Consider the following 16,413-nt stretch of genomic DNA (forward strand, 5'->3'; position numbering starts at 1 on the left):
CCCGCCTCGCGCTTTCTTTTACTCCCCTTGTGTTTTTTTGCGCCACAACACCCCACCACCCCCCAATATCTCTTTCCTCCCCGCCGGCCGCGCGGGGCCCCCCCCCGACAGATGTTCCGGATGTGTGGACCAACAGCTGACGTGCGGGTTCCGTCCTGAAGACCGGGCGACGCAGGCCGAGGGCCGGCTTGACGGCCCAGCGCAACCACAAAGATTTTTTGCCATCAGCGAACCGCGGAGCTCAGGCACCGCGCCGCCGCAATTGGACACTCGAAAACCTTGGACAACCAAGGTGATGCAGACCGGCCACCCGTACCGGCTCAGGCAAGCACCGCGCTCATCCCGCAAGACACGAGTCACATGAACGCTCCGGCAATCGCGAGGGAATCTCGCCTCGCTGGTCGCCACCCTTCCAAACATCACTGGTGTCATTCAAACGGACGAGGACAGGCACCTGGTGTCCCCCTAGCGTGCACTCGGGCGGCATGCGCTCAGAGGTGATTAAACCGGGCCATGGCAGCATCGAGAGCCAATCGGCCATGTGCGCTTGGGAGAGGCAGATGAACCCGCACCTGGTCTGCGTGGGAGGCGAGGATCACGCCTTGAGAGTTCCCTTCCTCATCGCGTTGCGAGAGAAAGGCTTTCGCGTTACGGCGGTCTCGAGCGGTTCTCCCGTACCGTTTTTACGGCATGACATTTCGCATCACAGGTTCTCCTTCGACCGCTTTGCAAGCGGAGGCGGGGAATGGCGCACTCTCGGAACGATGCGCCGCTTGATGCAGGAGCTTCAGCCTGACATCATCCAGAGCTTCGACACCAAGCCAAATCTGTTAACGCCCCTTTCGGTACGGGGAACTGTTCCGGTCATTCGCACCATCAACGGACTGGGATGGACGTTCTCATCGCTGGAGCCTCGAGCCCTGGCCTTGCGTCCGGTCTATTGCGCACTGCAATGGCTTGCGTCTTCCTGGACGGCAGCGACCGTATTCCAAAATAGCGACGACCAACTGTTCTTCGAGCGCTTTCGGCTGATCGGTCGCGGAAGTTCGCGACTGATACGCAGTTCCGGAATCGATGTCGGCGCGTTCGCAACGGTGCGCCATCTCGGGTCCTCAGCAACGAAGATGCGAAAGGACCTCGGCCTTCAGTCCGCCGAAGTGGTGATCTTCGTCGGCCGTTTGACGCGCCAGAAAGGCGTGGCGACCCTTCTCAAGGCGGTCCCTCGCATTCTGTCCGCAAGGCCCTCGGCACGGTTTGTGCTCGTCGGCCCACGAGAATCCGAAGGCTCATTCGCAATCGACAAGTCGGAACTCGATCGGCATGCACCTCATGTGCTGGCCTTGGGTCCACGACGCGATGTCGCCGACCTCCTTGGCATGGCCGATGTATTCGCCTTTCCCACTCAGTATCGCGAAGGGGTTCCGCGTGTATTGCTGGAGGCGGGGCTGGCGGGACTGCCCATCGTGGCCTCAAGGATGCCAGGCTGCAGCGACGTCGTCGAAGACGGATGGAACGGCTACCTGGTTGCGCCGCATGATGCCGATGCCCTCGCCTCGCGAACAATAGACTTGCTGTCCGACCGCGCGGCGGCCAAGGCGATGGGCGCCCGTTCTGTTGAACTTGTCCGGAAGCGATTTGCCCTGCCGCTGGTGGTCGACCAGTACTGCGACCTTTACGACAACACACTCCGCGCGGGGCACATGCGACCGCTCCCTGCCGTTGGGCTTGGAGGCGGCCTCGCAAATCACCGAGGCGGGGCACATCAATGATCCGGGACGCCTTGCTCGCCCTGGGGGTTGCTATGTCCTATGCGACGCAACTAGGCGTTCCGGGATTGCCGCTCGGCTATGGCGAATTGTTCATCGCGATCTGGATCGTGCTGGCGATTGGACGAATACTCGCTGGCGGTCGTCTCCAGCTCACACCCGCTTTTGTCCAACTGGCGAGCTTCTGGCTGCTCCTGTCGCTCGCTTTGGGGATCGGCACGATCGTCGGTTACCTGACCACCGTTCTTTATCTGACCGGGTTTGTACATGACATTATGGCATATGTGTTGCTGGCAAGCTTTACGTGCCTGGCCGCGGCGGAGCCGGACGCCGATCGGCATCTGCGCCGCAGCGCATGGTACGTGGTCGCGTTTGCCAATGGAGCCTTTGTGATACAGCTTGGCTTGGCTTATGGTGCGATCCACCAATCCGGCGTCGATCCCTGGTATTGGGACCGGTTCCGCGGCTGGTCAGAGAACCCGAACCAACTCGCGCTCTATTGCGCGCTCTTTGGCCCGCTGGCTTTGCATCTTGCCACGACCACGCGCAACCCATGGGCTCGTTTGCTAGCATTCTCATGCCTGCTCCTGACGTTCTATGTCGGCCGACTGACGAAGAGCGACACCTATCTCTATACCAGCATCCTGAGCTGCCTCATCTTCATCGGATTGCGGCTTCGTGCATGGATAGCAACGAGCGGCCGCGCCAGCATGCCCCGCCTGGCGGCAATTATGCTGTTGGCAGGCTCCTTCCCTCTAGCGCTTGCAATGACGCCGTACGCGCTCACCGAAGAGACCAGCGTCGCCAATTTTGCGAAGAGCCTTACCAAAGACGAAGGCGGGGAAGCGACCGTCGAAACGTTCGAACTCCGGCTTTATCTGTGGCAGGAGGCTGTGGAAAAAGGATTGAAATCCGGGTCCCTGGGACTGGGCCCTGGCCCCCACCTCGAGCGGCCTCCCGTGGCCGACCGTCAATTTCTACAGCGACCTTTCGAGGCGCATAACACCGTTCTCGACCTTTACCTGCAGGGCGGATTGCTTGCCGTGATGGCGTTGGTCTGGATCGTGGGCGCCGCCATGTCCTCCGCCTGGCGAGCGGGATTCGACGCCCTGCTGGTGCTCGGGGGATCGACGATAATCTTCAGCATGCCTCACCTGATCATCCGCCACCCGATCGTGTGGTTTTCGCTGGCTTTCTGCCTCGTTGCCGGAAATCCGACCGCACTTCGGCGGCAGCTTGCTGAACCGAGGGTGGCCTAATGTGTGGGATCGCGGGAATTCTATTGGCTTCGGACGCTCTGGACATAAAGCCGCTTGGAGCGATCGGGCGGATGACTGCATCGCTGCGTCACCGGGGGCCGGATGGCGAGGGGCTCTGGATCGACCGCGAAGCTGGAATCGCACTGGGCCACAGGCGGTTGGCAATTGTCGACCTGTCAGCCGCCGGGCACCAGCCGATGCATTCCGCCAGCGGTCGGTACGTGATCACCTTCAACGGTGAGATATACAATTTTCGCGATTTGCGTAGCGAACTCGAGTGTGCGGGCCAAACCTTTCAAGGTGCTAGCGACACCGAAGTGATGCTCTGCGCAATCGAGCATTGGGGGCTTGAGGCCGCCCTCAATCGCTTTGCCGGTATGTTCGTCTTCGCATTGTGGGATCTCAAGACAAGAACCCTGCATCTGGCCCGCGACAGAATGGGCAAAAAGCCCCTCTATGTCGCATCGACCCGAGATGCGCTGGTTTTCGCGTCTGAGCTGAAGGCGATCAATTGCTTTCCGGGCTTTTCTCCCGACCTTGATCTTGATGCCGCCGCGGCAATGCTTTCGACGGGATGGGTGCCGGACCATCGCTGTATCTGGCGAAGCGTGTTCAAACTGCCGCCTGGTTCTGTCCTTTCCGTCACGGCGGCGAATTTTGCCGAAGACCGCAGCGCGGACCGTCTTTCCCGATGCGTTCACCGCTGGTGGTCGCTGGCTGCCGTCGCTGCCGATGGGCGACGGAATCCCGCCATCGGCACCGACGAAGATCTGGTTGACGAACTGGACAACCGGCTTCGGCTGGCTGTGCGGGAACGTATGATCGCCGACGTGCCTCTGGGCGGCTTCCTGTCGGGCGGGATCGACAGCTCAGCCGTGATCGCCTTGATGCAGGCCCAATCCTGCAAGCCGGTTCGCAGCTTCACGATCTCGTTCGGAGAGGGCGGCTTTGATGAAGCTCCATACGCAGCGGCCGTTGCCCGTCATCTGGGTACCGACCACTCCGAACTTCACCTCTCGCCAAGCGCCGCACGTGACGTCATTCCCGAGTTGCCCCAGGTCTGGGATGAACCCTTCGCCGATGAATCACAAATACCGACCTTGCTCGTTGCCAGGCTCGCTCGTCAGCACGTCACCGTAGCGCTGTCGGGCGACGGTGGTGACGAATGCTTCGCAGGATACGGCCGCCACTTTATGGCGGAGCGGCTGAAACGGCACCTGCGCCTGCCCCGACAACTGCGCCGAACCTTGGCGGCAGGGGCAGGGTTTTTCGCACGCGCCGGACGTGACGATGCCGTTGGCAAACTGCCGCTCTCTGCGAGCGCGAGGCATTTTATCCGGAGCGACCGAATGGAACGCCTCGCCCGGCTGCTCACGGCATCGAACGAAGACGAATTGTTTCAGCGGCTGGCGCGGCCACAGGCTGAAAACCTGGGATATCAGCGGCCGACCGAACCAACCCACGGCTACGGCGGTCCGCCGCTTGACGACCTGCTCTCCCGTCTTCTGTACGATGACATGGCGGGCTACTTGCCTGGCGATATCTTGGTGAAGCTGGACCGTGCCACCATGGCCAACAGCCTTGAGGGTCGGTGTCCTCTGCTTGACCACCGCGTTGTCGAATTCTCCTGGCGGCTGCCATCCAACATGAAAGTTCGTGATGGCGCCGGCAAATGGATCCTTCGCCAATTGCTACGCCGCTATCTCCCGCAGCACCTGATCGAGCGTCCGAAACAAGGCTTCGATGTCCCTATCGCTGCATGGCTGCGGGGTCCGCTGCGCAACTGGGCCACCGATCTTCTCGCCGACATGCGAACCGAAAGCAGTGACGTATTGGACACCGCGAAGATCGACGCCTGCTGGCGCGATCACATTGATGGCCATAACCGCTCGCGCGAATTGTGGTCCGCGTTGATGTTCCAGGCCTGGCGGAGCAAAGCCAATCGGCAAGCACAGCAAACCGGCCCAACTCATGAACGCGACCTGGCAGGAGTGTAAGATGGTAGGTTCCGCAATCAGCCCGATCCAGCTGCCACGGGTCAATCAACTACCAGCACCGGTTCTCGAAGGCAGAGTGCCCGTGCGGTCATTGCGTGAGTATGTCGAGCCGCCCACCGCGTCGCGCCAACTCTTCGTGATTCTGGCAAGGAGAAAATGGTCTATTGTTGCCTTCGCTGTGTTGGGCGGCTTGTTGGCGGGGTTGCTGGGAAGCCTTCGACCAGTTCTCTACGAGTCAACAACCCAGCTTATCGTCGACGCCCCCTCGCGCGGTTCACTGCCCGTCGGCGCCCCGTCTTCGCAGGACCTCGTTGATTCAAGCATAGATGACCACATCACGATGTTATCGTCGCAAGATCACCTGCGCCGCGTCATGGCGGCACTGCGCAAGACAGGTGCGGCGGAAACCGGACAGGACAATTCCGCTAGCAGGAATTCCCGGCTTGAACCGTCTGCCACCCCTCCCCCAAGGACACGCTCACTTGCCGGCGGTCTACTGGACTGGCTGTGGCCAGGGGCGGACCAGGCAGCCAACGGTCCACAAGCCGAGGATGCCTCCGAGTTAAGAGATTTGCGGCGAGGCATGCGGGTCGGGCAGGAGCTGCGATCGAGAGTAATCTCCGTCGCTTTTGCCGATGACAGCCCCGCGCGGGCGGCGCTCGTGGCCAACACATTCGCTCAGGTTTATGTCGACTCCCTAGCGAAGAAAAGGCAGGCATCCGACCAGCAAGAGCTCGATGCGATCACTGCCAGTTTGCCCGGGCTGCAAAATGATCTGCAGGCAGCGGCAGACCGCCTTGAGAAATATCGGCTGAGCCACGGAGCCATCGACCAAGGCTCGGCTGACAATGCAGCCAGGGAACGGGCCGACCTCAGCCAGCAATTGTCGATGTCAAAGGCGGACCTCGCCGCTGTGGAATCTCGGCTTCGATACGTCCAGGGGCTTCGAGAGCATGGGGCCTCTCTCACCGCCTTGGCCGAAGCTATTGGCGCGCCTGAACTTGCCGACCTTGCGGCTCGACAGGCTCTCGCGCCGGCAGACCAGGAACTCAGAGCCACGACGCAAAGCAAGATCGAACAAGGCGTCGACAAGATTGCTGCCGATGCAAACATTTTCCGTGCACAGATCGCCGCTCTTGAAAGCCGAAAGAACATCCTGGATGCGGTCATGGCCGACACCGCCAGCCGGCTTTCCGGTTTGCGGGCTCTCGAGCCGCAGGTCAGCCTGCTGACCCAGCGATATAACGAACTCCTTGGTCGACAACAGGATTTGACGCGGCGTATCGGAGTTCCCTCAGCTGGAATTTCCATCCTGTCCGCTGCTTGGCCGCCGACTATCCCGCAGACCTTGCCAGCCATCTTCCTTGTTCCCCCTGGGATGATCCTATTCGCCATTCTGGGGGCGATGTACGTCACGATGCGCAATCATTTCGACCGGACTTTCCGTGGCGAGGCCGAGGCAGAAGCGGTGCTCAAGGTTCCATGTGTGGGGCAGATTCCCGAAGCAGGCGGAATGCATGCCAAACAACTGCGAAACCTCGTGCTGGGGGAGCGCAGGTCCGCATATAGCCGCGCCGTGACGTCGTTGCTGATTGCGGCGGCACCAAATGCGCTAAGGGCTCGTTCGTCGTACACGGCGCTTGTCACCTCCAGCGTGCCGCAGGATGGCGGGACCGAGCTCGCGTGGAGCCTGGCGCTCGCCGGCACGCGACTGGGCGGTCGAGTTCTGTTGGTCGATCTTGAACGCAAGGGCGTTCAGCTCACGCTCGAGTTCCTGCACCAGTTCAGCGAACGCAAGAACCGCCATTCCTTCGCTGACTATGTTTGCAATCGCTGCGACCTGGAAGGTGCCGTTGCCAGGCTGCATGAAATCGGGATCGACGTAATGACCGCCGCTCCGTCGGACGACCTGCTGGCGCTGCTATCATGCGAGGACGGAGGCAAAGTGATGGCGGATCTGCACGCGACCTATCGCATCGTGATCATAAACCTGCCCTCGGCGCTGGGGCGGCCGGAAGCCAAATTTCTGCCAGGATGGGCGGACGTGGTTCTTTTCGCCATCCGGTGGAGGAAAACGCCACGCACCCTCGCTCGCGGGGTGCTGGAACTCCTTCAGGGCAACGGTTCTCTTGCGATACCTGTTGGCAGTGTCCTCACGCGAGTGAATCTGAAAAAACATGCCGGATATCGGCTCGAGGACAGCGCTGACCTCTTGCGCGAGCAAATAGCATGACGGCCACAGGCTCGTCCTTGGGCTACGGACGATCCTGGGGCGGTTCATCCAGGGAGCGGCCAGGACGATTCACGGTGCAGCCTGTCAGCAGAGCGCGTCATTCAGGTGAATGATGGCAAGGTCCGGTGTGCATCGTAGGCTGCGGCAATCCCCGATATTTGCCTCTCTCGGAAGCGCGAACCGATGGCACCAAGCGACCTTCTGAGACCCAAGACGGTTCCTGCGGCAGGCACAGCCATCATCGTTGTTCGGCCGAGCCCGATCGGCTCGATCATTCGTGCAGCAAGCGGAGTGTCGGCAATGGCGATTGTCGGCCAGCTCACCCTTCTTGCCGCAATCCCGGTTTTGGCGCGGCTCTATTCGCCGGCCGATTTCGGCATCTTTACGATTTATCTGTCGATCGTGAACATACTCGCCGGGGTCGCGGCATTGCGCTTCGAGGCTTCGCTCTATGGGGTCAAGGGGAACGCGCAGGCCTATGTGACGGTCAAGCTTATTCTCTTGGCTGTGTTCGTGACGACCGTCCTGGCCTTTTCGGCCGGACAGATGCTGTCGAACCTTGCTCCCAATCGCCTCGGCTCGCTCGCCTGGCTCATTCCGATTGGAATGGGAGGCGCAGGTCTGGTCGAAGCCATGAACTGCTGGAGTCTGCGTGCCGGGCTTTTGCGCGATTTTGCTCTCGGGCGCCTGATCCTGCCGGCGAGCATGGCTGCACTGCAATTGGCTTTCGGCATCGCCGAACTCGGCGGTGAAGCGATGATCCATACCCATATTCTAAGCCAGTTCGTCTTCATCGGGGTGATCGGCTATCGGGTGATGAGTTGGGAGGATTTGCGTGGCATCGCCTGGGCACCTTGGCGTGCGGTATTGGAAAAGGCTCGGCGGGAATACAAATTTCCTCTGTTCGATATTCCCGCAACGCTCGCGAGCATAGCAATCAACAATCTTCCAGCAGTCCTTGTCGGCGGGCTGTTCGGCACCGCATTTGCCGGATATTTGGGCGTGGCCGCGCGGCTGGTCACCGGTCCGGTGACGCTGATCGCCACACCGCTCAGCAATGTTTTTGTCGCCGAAGCAAACCGGAACAGCAATCGTGGACACCTGCTTGGTGTGGCGCGCGGGCTTCTCCTGCTGGCCGCCGCCTTTACCGCGGTGCCGATCTTGCTCCTCGGCCTCGCCGCGCCCTATGTGGTCGTTCCGCTTCTGGGCGAGCCTTGGATGCCCACTGCGGAAATCATGACCGCACTGGCGCTGATGGGCGCGGCACAGGCGTTGTCGACTCCGCTCAGCGACGTTCCCGCTCTATTACGGCGGCAAGGAACAAGACTGGTCATCGACCTCGCACGGGCGGTTCTCGTGTTTGGCCCGCTGCTCGCCGGCGCCCAGGCGGGCTGGCAGCCAGTCACCGTCATCTATTTCATGGCCGCCGGCGGCGCGTCGGGTTTCGCTCTGAAAATGGCAGCATCACTGTATCTGTTGACCCACGACCCTCAACCAGCAGGCGCTGCAACGTGCATCCAACATGAATGTCTCGAGGAAAAAACACCATGAATTCGTCGTCGGTTGACAACCTTCAAGCGGCAGTTGCGGTCACCCAGCATGACCGGGCCGATCTCTCGTGGTCACGCCCTTTTATCTCGGTCGGGATACCAACCTTTCGTCGACCGGATACGATCCGCAGGGCGATCGACAGCGTCTTGGGCCAGGATTACTCCGATTGGGAGTTGGTCGTGAGCGACGACGAGGGGCCGGAGGGCGAGACCTGGGCTATCGTGACCGACTACGCACGGAGCGAACCTCGCATCCGCATCATCGAAAACAGTCGAGGTCGCGGTCAGGTGGAGAACACCAACAACGCTATGCTGGCTTGCTCCGGACGATGGATCAAGTTGCTACATGACGATGACTGGCTTGCGCCAGGTGCACTCAGGACATTCGCCGAAATTGCCAAACAGTACCCCTCAGTCGCCTTCATGACGTCAGCCGCAAACATAATCGAGGACAAGCGAGTGCGATTTCGCCAAGTCCCCAAGCAGCAGGAACCGATCTCGCTTTATTCCAGCCAGCAGTGCCTGATGGACCTCTATCTGGTGCGCGCGACACGCTGCCTGGGGATTATTCCATCCACATTGTTGATCAACAGCGACGTCATTCGTGCCGGCTGCTTGATGCGCACGCACAAAGAGATTCCGGCCGGAGTGGATCAACTGTTCTTCGTGGATCTAGCCAGCCATGGGGACATGGTGGCGATAAGCGATCCGCTTACCTTTTACGATGCAACGAACCATCCAAGCATTACAACGTCAAAAAGTTTCCGCGAGGTCGACGAAGTGACCCTCGCCGTCAAACAGCTTAACTGGAATCTCATCAAGGACCGCAACCATCTCCCGCCTCCCGAGACATTGCTGCGGGCATTGCGGGTTGCTCGTATTCCCATGAGGTTCCACCAGCAGTCCTGGTTGACCACGTTCCTGGACGGGATTCAGATCTTCCGGCCTTCCGTCATGAAGGTGGCGGGCTGGCACGTGCTTAACCACGTGTTTGCAATCCGCCCAAGATTGGGCCGGGTGCGCACACGACGGCGGTAGGGTGAGGCTGGCGGACAAGCACGCCGGCAACAGATTGCGCGCGCACAAGCCTGTTGCGCGCGCGCATGGTACGGCCGTTACCTCACGGCAACACGCATATGCGCCCAAGAAGAGCTACCAGTTCCGCCTGGCGCCGTGTTTCGGTCTTGGCGAAGAGCGACGCCAGCTGTGACCTTATCGTGGTCCGGCTCAAGCGCCGCTTGCGGGCTATCTCCAAAGGGGCATCGCCCTGCGCCAAGCGCAGCGCGAGTTGCGTTTCGGCACTCGTCAGACCAAACATTCTTTGCAGCGTCTGGGGATTTGGCCCGGACCTGTTTTCACGATCCAGCAGCGCCACGATACTCGTCGCGTCAGGCGTTGCTATGCCCTTCTCGTTCAAAATCAAGGGCCTGTCGCCCATACCGCGGATCACCACCCATGAAAGCGTGCCAGGAAGAAAATTCCCCGGCACGTTTGCGATCAGCCGCCTCAGAGCAACCGACACCTTGCCGGCCGTATCAGCTGCCTCGCCCTCGCGCTCCAAGGTGTTTTGAGCGGCTGAATTCCACTCCATGACCTTCCTGTCGCTGTTCAGGATCAGATAGCCACACCCGATGCGATCAAGCATTCTCACAACAGATGCAAGGCTGCTCTGCTTTGGCTCGACAGCCACGCCGTCGAACCTTTGTGGTGCTTGGTGCCAGGCGGAACTATGGCCACCCTGCGTTCTCAAGGCCGAGACGGGCTTTCCCCCGAAACTTCCATATTGGCGACCAAGAATTCCATCATGCTGCCTACCAACCAGTGCCATTTTCTTACCTCCCGCAAAACGGCAACGCCTCCCTGTCAGGAGGTGCCTTAAACATGTCAGTCAGGTCGCTTGGAGAGTTGCGGTCCGATCCGCCCCCGACAACGGACAAAATGCGCGCTACAATCCCGGGGAACAATCCTGCGGTCGGACTAGTCTGTACGCTTTTCGGTCTAATCTCGACGGACTAGTCAGAAGGTTATAGTCTGGCACATGCGTTTGCATTCGCTCAGTTTGCATCCGAACAGCTCAGGCAAGTTGCTAACCCACCTTGCCTCGATGTCGCTCCTGGTCGCGACACTTGCGGTCGAGACAGCGCTGCCCGCCTCCATGGCATACGACATCGGCTTTTTTGAGTTTGTTCCCACCATTATTGCCATCTCATATCTCGAAGATCGCCTGATTGCCCTTGCGGCAACGTTTGTGATGGTGACTGTCGGCTTGTTGGCGCGGGATGTCCTTCACAATCCAACCGACGTCGACGTTTGGATTAGGGCCATCCTGCTGCTGGTTGCAGGGGGGATGATCGCCCTGACTTTCCACCGGCAGAGGCAGGACTACCGCACCCTTTTGCGGGTTGCAGAGGCTAGACTCGTGGCCTTGGAGGCGACCGAAAACAGTTATCGCTGGGCATTTGAACGTGCCGCTATCGGCTTTGCCAATATGAGCGAGAACGGAGAGTTGCAACGATCCAACAAACGTCTTTGTGAGATGACAGGGTATGCCGAGGAGGAGCTTTCTAGTTTGCCAGTCAGGGCACTCGTCCATCCTGACGACAACCACACTTTGGCGGAAGCATTGACTCGCCTCAAAGACACGACTTCGTTCGGCTCGGAGATCCGTCTCCTGAGAAAGGACGGCACGGTTTTGTGGACAAGATTGGCGCTGTCTTTGGCCGTGCCAGCTGATGCTCTCCCTCAAAGCATCTTTGTAATGGTGGACGACATATCGGGAGAGCGAACCGCCCGCGAGGCACTCCGGGCTCAGAAGGAATGGTTGGACCTGGCGCTGTCGTCCAGCCGGTTGGGAACATGGCGCATAGACTTCGAGAGCGGATCCGTGAACGGCTCGGCCGCGTTCTGGGAAATGATGGGACTGGCACCCGCGCCGAGCCGTCCGCTGCAGGAACTGGCTGCGGTCGTTCATCCAGCCGACTTGCCTAATTTGACGGCCCCGGGAGAGCTTGCATCCGGCGCCAACTATGACGCGGAGATCCGCATCAGGCGAGCTGGCGGACATATCCGCTGGATTGCTCTTCGCGGACGGGACGAATTGCGCGATGGTCGTGCACAGCGAATAGGAGTCGCCGCGGATGTCACCGATCGGCGCATAACCATTCTGCTGCGGGCTGCGGCGAAGAAGCGAGAGCGGGCCATGCTTGAACAGCGCCACAGGCTCAACAATCTGTTTCCGGTGATCACGGCGCTTGTGAATATGGTTAGTGCCCCCGACAACGATATCGCCCGCTATAAGCAGACACTGATCCAAAAAATCGGCGCACTCCAGGCGACGCATCTGCTTCTTTCACGCGATGGCAACCTGTCGGCGTCCTTGCGCGACCTCATCGTTCAGGAATTGCAGCCCTACATGGGGACGCACAACATCTCGATCAGTGGGCCCGAAGTAAAAATCGCAGAGGGTTCGGCTGAGAGCTTCGCAATGATCGTTCACGAGCTTACGACCAATTCCGTGAAGCATGGGGCTCTCGGCACTCCGGCAGGCCGGATCGAGGTCATGTGGCAATTCACAGCCCAGGAGCCCGGCGCCGACATCGTGTTTGAATGGTCGGAATCGGGAGAGCGCCGGGTCTCCACCTCGGCTCGGCGCGGTTTTGGGTCGTTGATCATTGGAGCCGACGGTGAGCCTATCGTGGGTCACTCTTCCAAGCTTGAGATGCTGGCTCACGGACTGAAATATTCGGTCCGGCTGCCGCCAAAAGCAATCGGCGCTAGTTGACGTCTCTGGCGGCCCATGTCTTCAGCAGAACCGCGGCCTCTGTCCGATTTCGTGCCCCAAGTTCGCGCAGGACGGCGGCGGCATGAATCTTCGTCGTCGCTTCTGCAATTTCAAGAGAGCGGGCAATCTCTTTGTTCGAGTAACCTTCGGCCATCAACCTGAGGACTTCCTTCTGTCTGGACGTAAGCCTGCCCAGATTGTTGACGCTGGTGGTCCTGTGGGGCATTCGCGTGGGAGCCTCGGATGGAAGGCGTACCGGCTCCTTGGACCTTTGTGAAAGAAGTGCCGGAACGTAAATACGGCCGGCCAGGATTTCCTTCACCGCCAGGACCACCTCCTCGTCCGTTTGGGACTTTACGATATAGCCATGAAGTCCAATCGAGAGGGCAGTTAGAATCTCGGCGCGTGAATCGGTCCCTGAAACAATTGCAAACCGTGTGTCGGGATGAGCCGGTAAGACGTCGCGAAGATCGTCCTGGCCGGACAGTCCTGGCATGTTCAGGTCGATGACGGCGAGATCAACGGGCGCCTGATCTTCAAGCAGGCTTATGACGGTATCAAAACACGCCGCTTCGAATATTTCCAAGTCTGGAATGCCGGCCATCAATGCCAGTCGCAGCCCACGACGATACAAGCCGTGATCATCGGCGATGATAATACGATACATGAACCACCCACCTTTTGGCAGCCCGCATGTGTCCCTAGCTGCCGAACCCTCCCTTTGGATGGACTGTACGGTGACCCAACACAGATCAGCCGCCCGCTGATCCCCCGTATGTCGACGCTCGTCGCCGCCCATCCGCACATTTCAACCTGCTAATATAGCTTACAATCGCACACATTTCAGGGCCAGATGGCAAAGTGTTTTTTTCGTACGAACGGTAGCGATGCCCTTCCGAGAAGGTCGTTACCGGCGCCGGACATGCGCACAGCAGTTGCCAATCGAGCGGCTACAGCTCCCAGCTCTGATTGACCGCCCTGCCGCGCCCATGCCCTGCCGGCTGGAATATTGAAATCAAAACGCCGGGAAAGTGCCATTCAAATGCACGACGACGCCTTCTCGGGCGCCACTTACCATCGCTGCACCCGGAGAGGCGAAACCAACACTGGCGTGCCTTCCGGCCGGTGGGCTGGACCCATCACACCGCGACAGTCGTATCAATAGGAGGACGAGATGAAAGCGGTCATTCAGTGCGGTGGAATGGGAACACGCCTTCGGCCTTTCACATCCATCTTGCCCAAGCCTCTCATGCCGATCGGTGCTCGACCGGTTCTTGAATTGCTTTTGAAGTGGCTGCGACGGAACGGCATTCAGGAAGTCTACGTCACGACCGGCTATCTGGGGCACTTGATCCGCACCGTATGCGGAGACGGATCACAGTGGAATCTAAGGATACGCTATACCCAGGAGCTGGAACCTCTCGGCACTATCGGCCCGCTCTCCCTGATCAGGGAGGAACTGGACGAGCCGTTCATTGTTCTCAATGGGGACGTACTTACCGATCTCAGTCTCAGCCGGTTTGTGGCATCACACCGGACTCACACGGATCCAGTCACCATAGCCACCGCTTCCCGCGTCATCAAGATGGACTTCGGCGTCATCGACGAGATCGACAATACTGTTAAAGTATTTCGTGAAAAACCGACTCTATCTCATCTGGTAAGCATGGGTATATATTGCATGAACCCAGATGTTTTCCGTTTTATACCTGACGGTATCGCCTTCGGATTCGACGACCTCATGCTGCAGATGATGCAAAACGGCACGAATGTGCACGTCTACAAACATGATGGGCTTTGGCTGGATATCGGACGCGTTGAAGATTTTCAAAACGCACAAACCATTGCCTGGGAAGAGCAGTCCGCATCGATCGAGGTCTCGGCAGCGGCCGCTTGAGGGCCGAACGCTCGGCCGCGCCAACATGAGGAGGTCGTAATGCTCTTGGTCAGCGCTCCTATTCTTGGCTTTCCGGAAAAGGCGGCCCTGGCCAAAGTTGTCGACAGTGGGTGGCTGACGATGGGGGACCAGGTACGAGCCTTTGAAGAGGCCTTCGCGGCCGTGCATGATGCGGTCGATTGCGTCGCCGTCAGCTCTTGCACCGCCGCCCTGCATCTCATTCTCCATGCACTTGGGATCGGCCCTGGAGACGAAGTGCTGGTTCCCTCGCTGACCTTCGTGGCGACCGCGAATGCAGTGCTCTACGTAGGAGCAACACCGGTATTCGTCGACATAGAGTCGGCCGAAGTGCCACTGATGTCTCTAAGCGACGCGGAAGCCAAGTGCACCGGACGCACCAAGGCAGTCATTCTCGTCCATTTTGCCGGCTACCTCGCCGACCGGGAAGAATGGCAGAGATTTGCCCGTGTGCGAGGACTGCATATCGTCGAGGATGCCGCGCATGCTCCCGGCCTTAAGGAGGTGGGGACTTACGGTGCGGCCGCGGCCTTTAGCTTCTACGGCAACAAGAACATGACCACCGCGGAAGGCGGGGCCGTTATCGCCCGGGATGCACAGCTCCGTGAAGCGATCCGCCAGGCTCGCGGACATGGGATGACCAGTGGCACACATCAGCGGCTGAACAGCCGCACGCCGCAATACGACGTGACGATGCTCGGTTTCAATTATCGCATGGACGAATTGCGCGCCGCTATCGGCTTGGTCCAACTTCAGAACCTGCAGGAATGGAATGAAATCCGGCGCATATTGGTCGTCCTCTATCGGCGTCTGATCGCAGATTATTGCTCGGCTGTGACAGTCCCGTTCGGCAAACCGCGGACCTCGGCCTACCACATCATGCCTGTCCTCCTGCCGCATGACGTCGACCGGCAAACGGTAATCGACCATCTGCGAACGAAGGGTATACAGACCACAATCCACTATACGCCCGTGCACCAGATGACGCTTTATCGCCAGATGTTCACTGAAATCCATCTGCCGAAGACCGAGGACTTCGCGCAGCGGGAATTGACGATTCCACTACACCCGCAAATTACGGCAAGTGCGATCGAGTCGGTGGTTGTTGCGTTGGCCACGGCGATTGAAGGCAGCGGGCGGGCGGGAGCCGCGGCATGAACGCACTCGACGTGACGATGCATCGGCCCGCCGTAGCTGGCACCAGCCACGGAATTGCCAGACGCGCTATGGACATCATCCTCGCCGCAGTAGCGGGAATGGTACTCGCTCCACTGATGCTCCTGATTGCCGTTGCACTCTTTGTCGAGGGCGGTTGGCCCGTGCTTTTCGCACAGACGCGCCTGGGTGCCGGCGCAAAACCGTTTCGCATGTACAAGTTCCGCAAATTCAAGACGACAGCCGATCCTTTCGGCCTTGCGCTGACCATGAACGATGACAGCCGCATGACGCGGGTAGGCCGTTTTCTCGCGGCAACGAAACTTGATGAGCTGCCCCAACTGTGGAACGTTTTCACGGGGGACATGGCAATTGTCGGGCCGCGGCCGGAAAGCCTTGCCTTCGCCGATTGTTTCCGCGGCGGCAATGAAGCTGTCCTACAGTGGAAGCCTGGCCTGCTCGGCCCAACCCAGGTTCTCTTCCGTCACGAAGCCTGTTTTTACCCGCCCTCCCTTGATCCGCTCCTGTTTTATCGAGAGGTCCTGTTCCCGGCCAAGGCAACGATCGACCTCGCCTACTATCCGCGGCGCACCATTGCATCGGACCTCGTCTGGATAATGCGGGGCTTCAGGGCGGTTTTCGGCGTGTCCCTGCCTCCCGCGGCAAGTGGGTAGAGTTGGCAAGTGAGGAGAGTTTGGCATGAATGGATTGTTGTTCGTTCGCCAGTTTGACGGCTCACATGATCGAAGGAGTGCAC

12 protein-coding genes are annotated in these 16,413 nt (G+C 59.6%); 10 read left to right on the forward strand and 2 right to left on the reverse strand.

The features are described from left to right. Positions 1-560 precede the first annotated feature (560 nt). The 6 genes from NKH95_RS06725 (at position 561) to NKH95_RS06750 (ending at position 9,843) form a co-directional block, all read left to right on the forward strand. Positions 561-1,769, forward strand: a complete 1,209-nt coding sequence (locus tag NKH95_RS06725) for a glycosyltransferase family 4 protein (protein WP_128302536.1) — start codon at positions 561-563, stop codon at positions 1,767-1,769. After that, positions 1,766-3,025 (forward strand): O-antigen ligase family protein, encoded by a 1,260-nt coding sequence (locus NKH95_RS06730; RefSeq protein WP_352440666.1) that lies wholly within the window; start codon positions 1,766-1,768, stop codon positions 3,023-3,025. The genes NKH95_RS06725 and NKH95_RS06730 overlap by 4 nt, the downstream gene beginning before the upstream one ends. Further along, on the forward strand, positions 3,025-5,022 hold the full coding sequence (asnB, locus tag NKH95_RS06735) for an asparagine synthase (glutamine-hydrolyzing) (protein WP_352440667.1): 1,998 nt from the start codon (positions 3,025-3,027) through the stop codon (positions 5,020-5,022). Before NKH95_RS06730 ends, asnB begins: the two co-directional genes overlap by 1 nt. A gap of 1 nt (position 5,023) precedes the next feature. After that, the gene (locus tag NKH95_RS06740; RefSeq protein ID WP_352891240.1) at positions 5,024-7,255 is read left to right on the forward strand and encodes a GumC family protein; all 2,232 of its coding nucleotides are present in this window, start codon (positions 5,024-5,026) and stop codon (positions 7,253-7,255) included. A gap of 183 nt (positions 7,256-7,438) precedes the next feature. Next, positions 7,439-8,806 carry an oligosaccharide flippase family protein gene (locus NKH95_RS06745; RefSeq protein WP_352891241.1) on the forward strand — a complete coding sequence of 456 codons (1,368 nt, stop codon included), beginning with the start codon at positions 7,439-7,441 and terminating at the stop codon, positions 8,804-8,806. Next, positions 8,803-9,843, forward strand: a complete 1,041-nt coding sequence (locus NKH95_RS06750) for a glycosyltransferase family 2 protein (protein ID WP_023808946.1) — start codon at positions 8,803-8,805, stop codon at positions 9,841-9,843. Before NKH95_RS06745 ends, NKH95_RS06750 begins: the two co-directional genes overlap by 4 nt. An 82-nt stretch (positions 9,844-9,925) precedes the next feature. Here NKH95_RS06750 and NKH95_RS06755 read toward each other — a convergent pair whose 3' ends face one another. Continuing rightward, positions 9,926-10,633, reverse strand: coding sequence for a helix-turn-helix transcriptional regulator (locus NKH95_RS06755; protein WP_031212340.1), 708 nt, complete (start codon positions 10,631-10,633; stop codon positions 9,926-9,928). A gap of 210 nt (positions 10,634-10,843) precedes the next feature. Between NKH95_RS06755 and NKH95_RS06760 the strand changes: the two genes are divergently transcribed. Further along, a complete protein-coding gene (locus NKH95_RS06760) occupies positions 10,844-12,586 on the forward strand; it encodes a PAS domain-containing protein (protein ID WP_023808948.1) in 1,743 nt (580 codons plus the stop codon). Here the strand turns inward: NKH95_RS06760 and NKH95_RS06765 are convergent. Further along, positions 12,579-13,253, reverse strand: coding sequence for a LuxR C-terminal-related transcriptional regulator (locus tag NKH95_RS06765; protein WP_023808949.1), 675 nt, complete (start codon positions 13,251-13,253; stop codon positions 12,579-12,581). The two genes, NKH95_RS06760 and NKH95_RS06765, sit on opposite strands and share 8 nt — an antisense overlap. A gap of 507 nt (positions 13,254-13,760) precedes the next feature. Here NKH95_RS06765 and NKH95_RS06770 point away from each other — a divergent pair. Genes NKH95_RS06770 through NKH95_RS06780 form a run of 3 tightly spaced genes read left to right on the forward strand, consistent with a single transcriptional unit; the run spans position 13,761 to position 16,330 of the window. Further along, positions 13,761-14,483, forward strand: coding sequence for a nucleotidyltransferase family protein (locus NKH95_RS06770; RefSeq protein ID WP_023808950.1), 723 nt, complete (start codon positions 13,761-13,763; stop codon positions 14,481-14,483). A gap of 39 nt (positions 14,484-14,522) precedes the next feature. Continuing rightward, a complete protein-coding gene (locus NKH95_RS06775; protein WP_023808951.1) occupies positions 14,523-15,659 on the forward strand; it encodes a DegT/DnrJ/EryC1/StrS family aminotransferase in 1,137 nt (378 codons plus the stop codon). Next, positions 15,656-16,330 carry a sugar transferase gene (locus NKH95_RS06780; protein WP_023808952.1) on the forward strand — a complete coding sequence of 225 codons (675 nt, stop codon included), beginning with the start codon at positions 15,656-15,658 and terminating at the stop codon, positions 16,328-16,330. The genes NKH95_RS06775 and NKH95_RS06780 overlap by 4 nt, the downstream gene beginning before the upstream one ends. The last annotated feature ends 83 nt before the right edge of the window (positions 16,331-16,413 follow it).

The organism is Mesorhizobium sp. M0848 (assembly GCF_040319805.1).
In the GTDB taxonomy this organism is placed as follows: Bacteria; Pseudomonadota; Alphaproteobacteria; order Rhizobiales; family Rhizobiaceae; genus Mesorhizobium.

Bases quoted from the DNA above. Each gene is read 5' to 3' on its own strand.
- NKH95_RS06725 (WP_128302536.1), top strand. From the start codon at position 561: ATGAACCCGCACCTGGTCTGCGTGGGAGGCGAGGATCACGCCTTGAGA.
- NKH95_RS06730 (WP_352440666.1), top strand. From the start codon at position 1,766: ATGATCCGGGACGCCTTGCTCGCCCTGGGGGTTGCTATGTCCTATGCG.
- asnB (WP_352440667.1), top strand. From the start codon at position 3,025: ATGTGTGGGATCGCGGGAATTCTATTGGCTTCGGACGCTCTGGACATA.
- NKH95_RS06740 (WP_352891240.1), top strand. From the start codon at position 5,024: ATGGTAGGTTCCGCAATCAGCCCGATCCAGCTGCCACGGGTCAATCAA.
- NKH95_RS06745 (WP_352891241.1), top strand. From the start codon at position 7,439: ATGGCACCAAGCGACCTTCTGAGACCCAAGACGGTTCCTGCGGCAGGC.
- NKH95_RS06750 (WP_023808946.1), top strand. From the start codon at position 8,803: ATGAATTCGTCGTCGGTTGACAACCTTCAAGCGGCAGTTGCGGTCACC.
- NKH95_RS06755 (WP_031212340.1), bottom strand. From the start codon at position 10,633: ATGGCACTGGTTGGTAGGCAGCATGATGGAATTCTTGGTCGCCAATAT.
- NKH95_RS06760 (WP_023808948.1), top strand. From the start codon at position 10,844: ATGCGTTTGCATTCGCTCAGTTTGCATCCGAACAGCTCAGGCAAGTTG.
- NKH95_RS06765 (WP_023808949.1), bottom strand. From the start codon at position 13,253: ATGTATCGTATTATCATCGCCGATGATCACGGCTTGTATCGTCGTGGG.
- NKH95_RS06770 (WP_023808950.1), top strand. From the start codon at position 13,761: ATGAAAGCGGTCATTCAGTGCGGTGGAATGGGAACACGCCTTCGGCCT.
- NKH95_RS06775 (WP_023808951.1), top strand. From the start codon at position 14,523: ATGCTCTTGGTCAGCGCTCCTATTCTTGGCTTTCCGGAAAAGGCGGCC.
- NKH95_RS06780 (WP_023808952.1), top strand. From the start codon at position 15,656: ATGAACGCACTCGACGTGACGATGCATCGGCCCGCCGTAGCTGGCACC.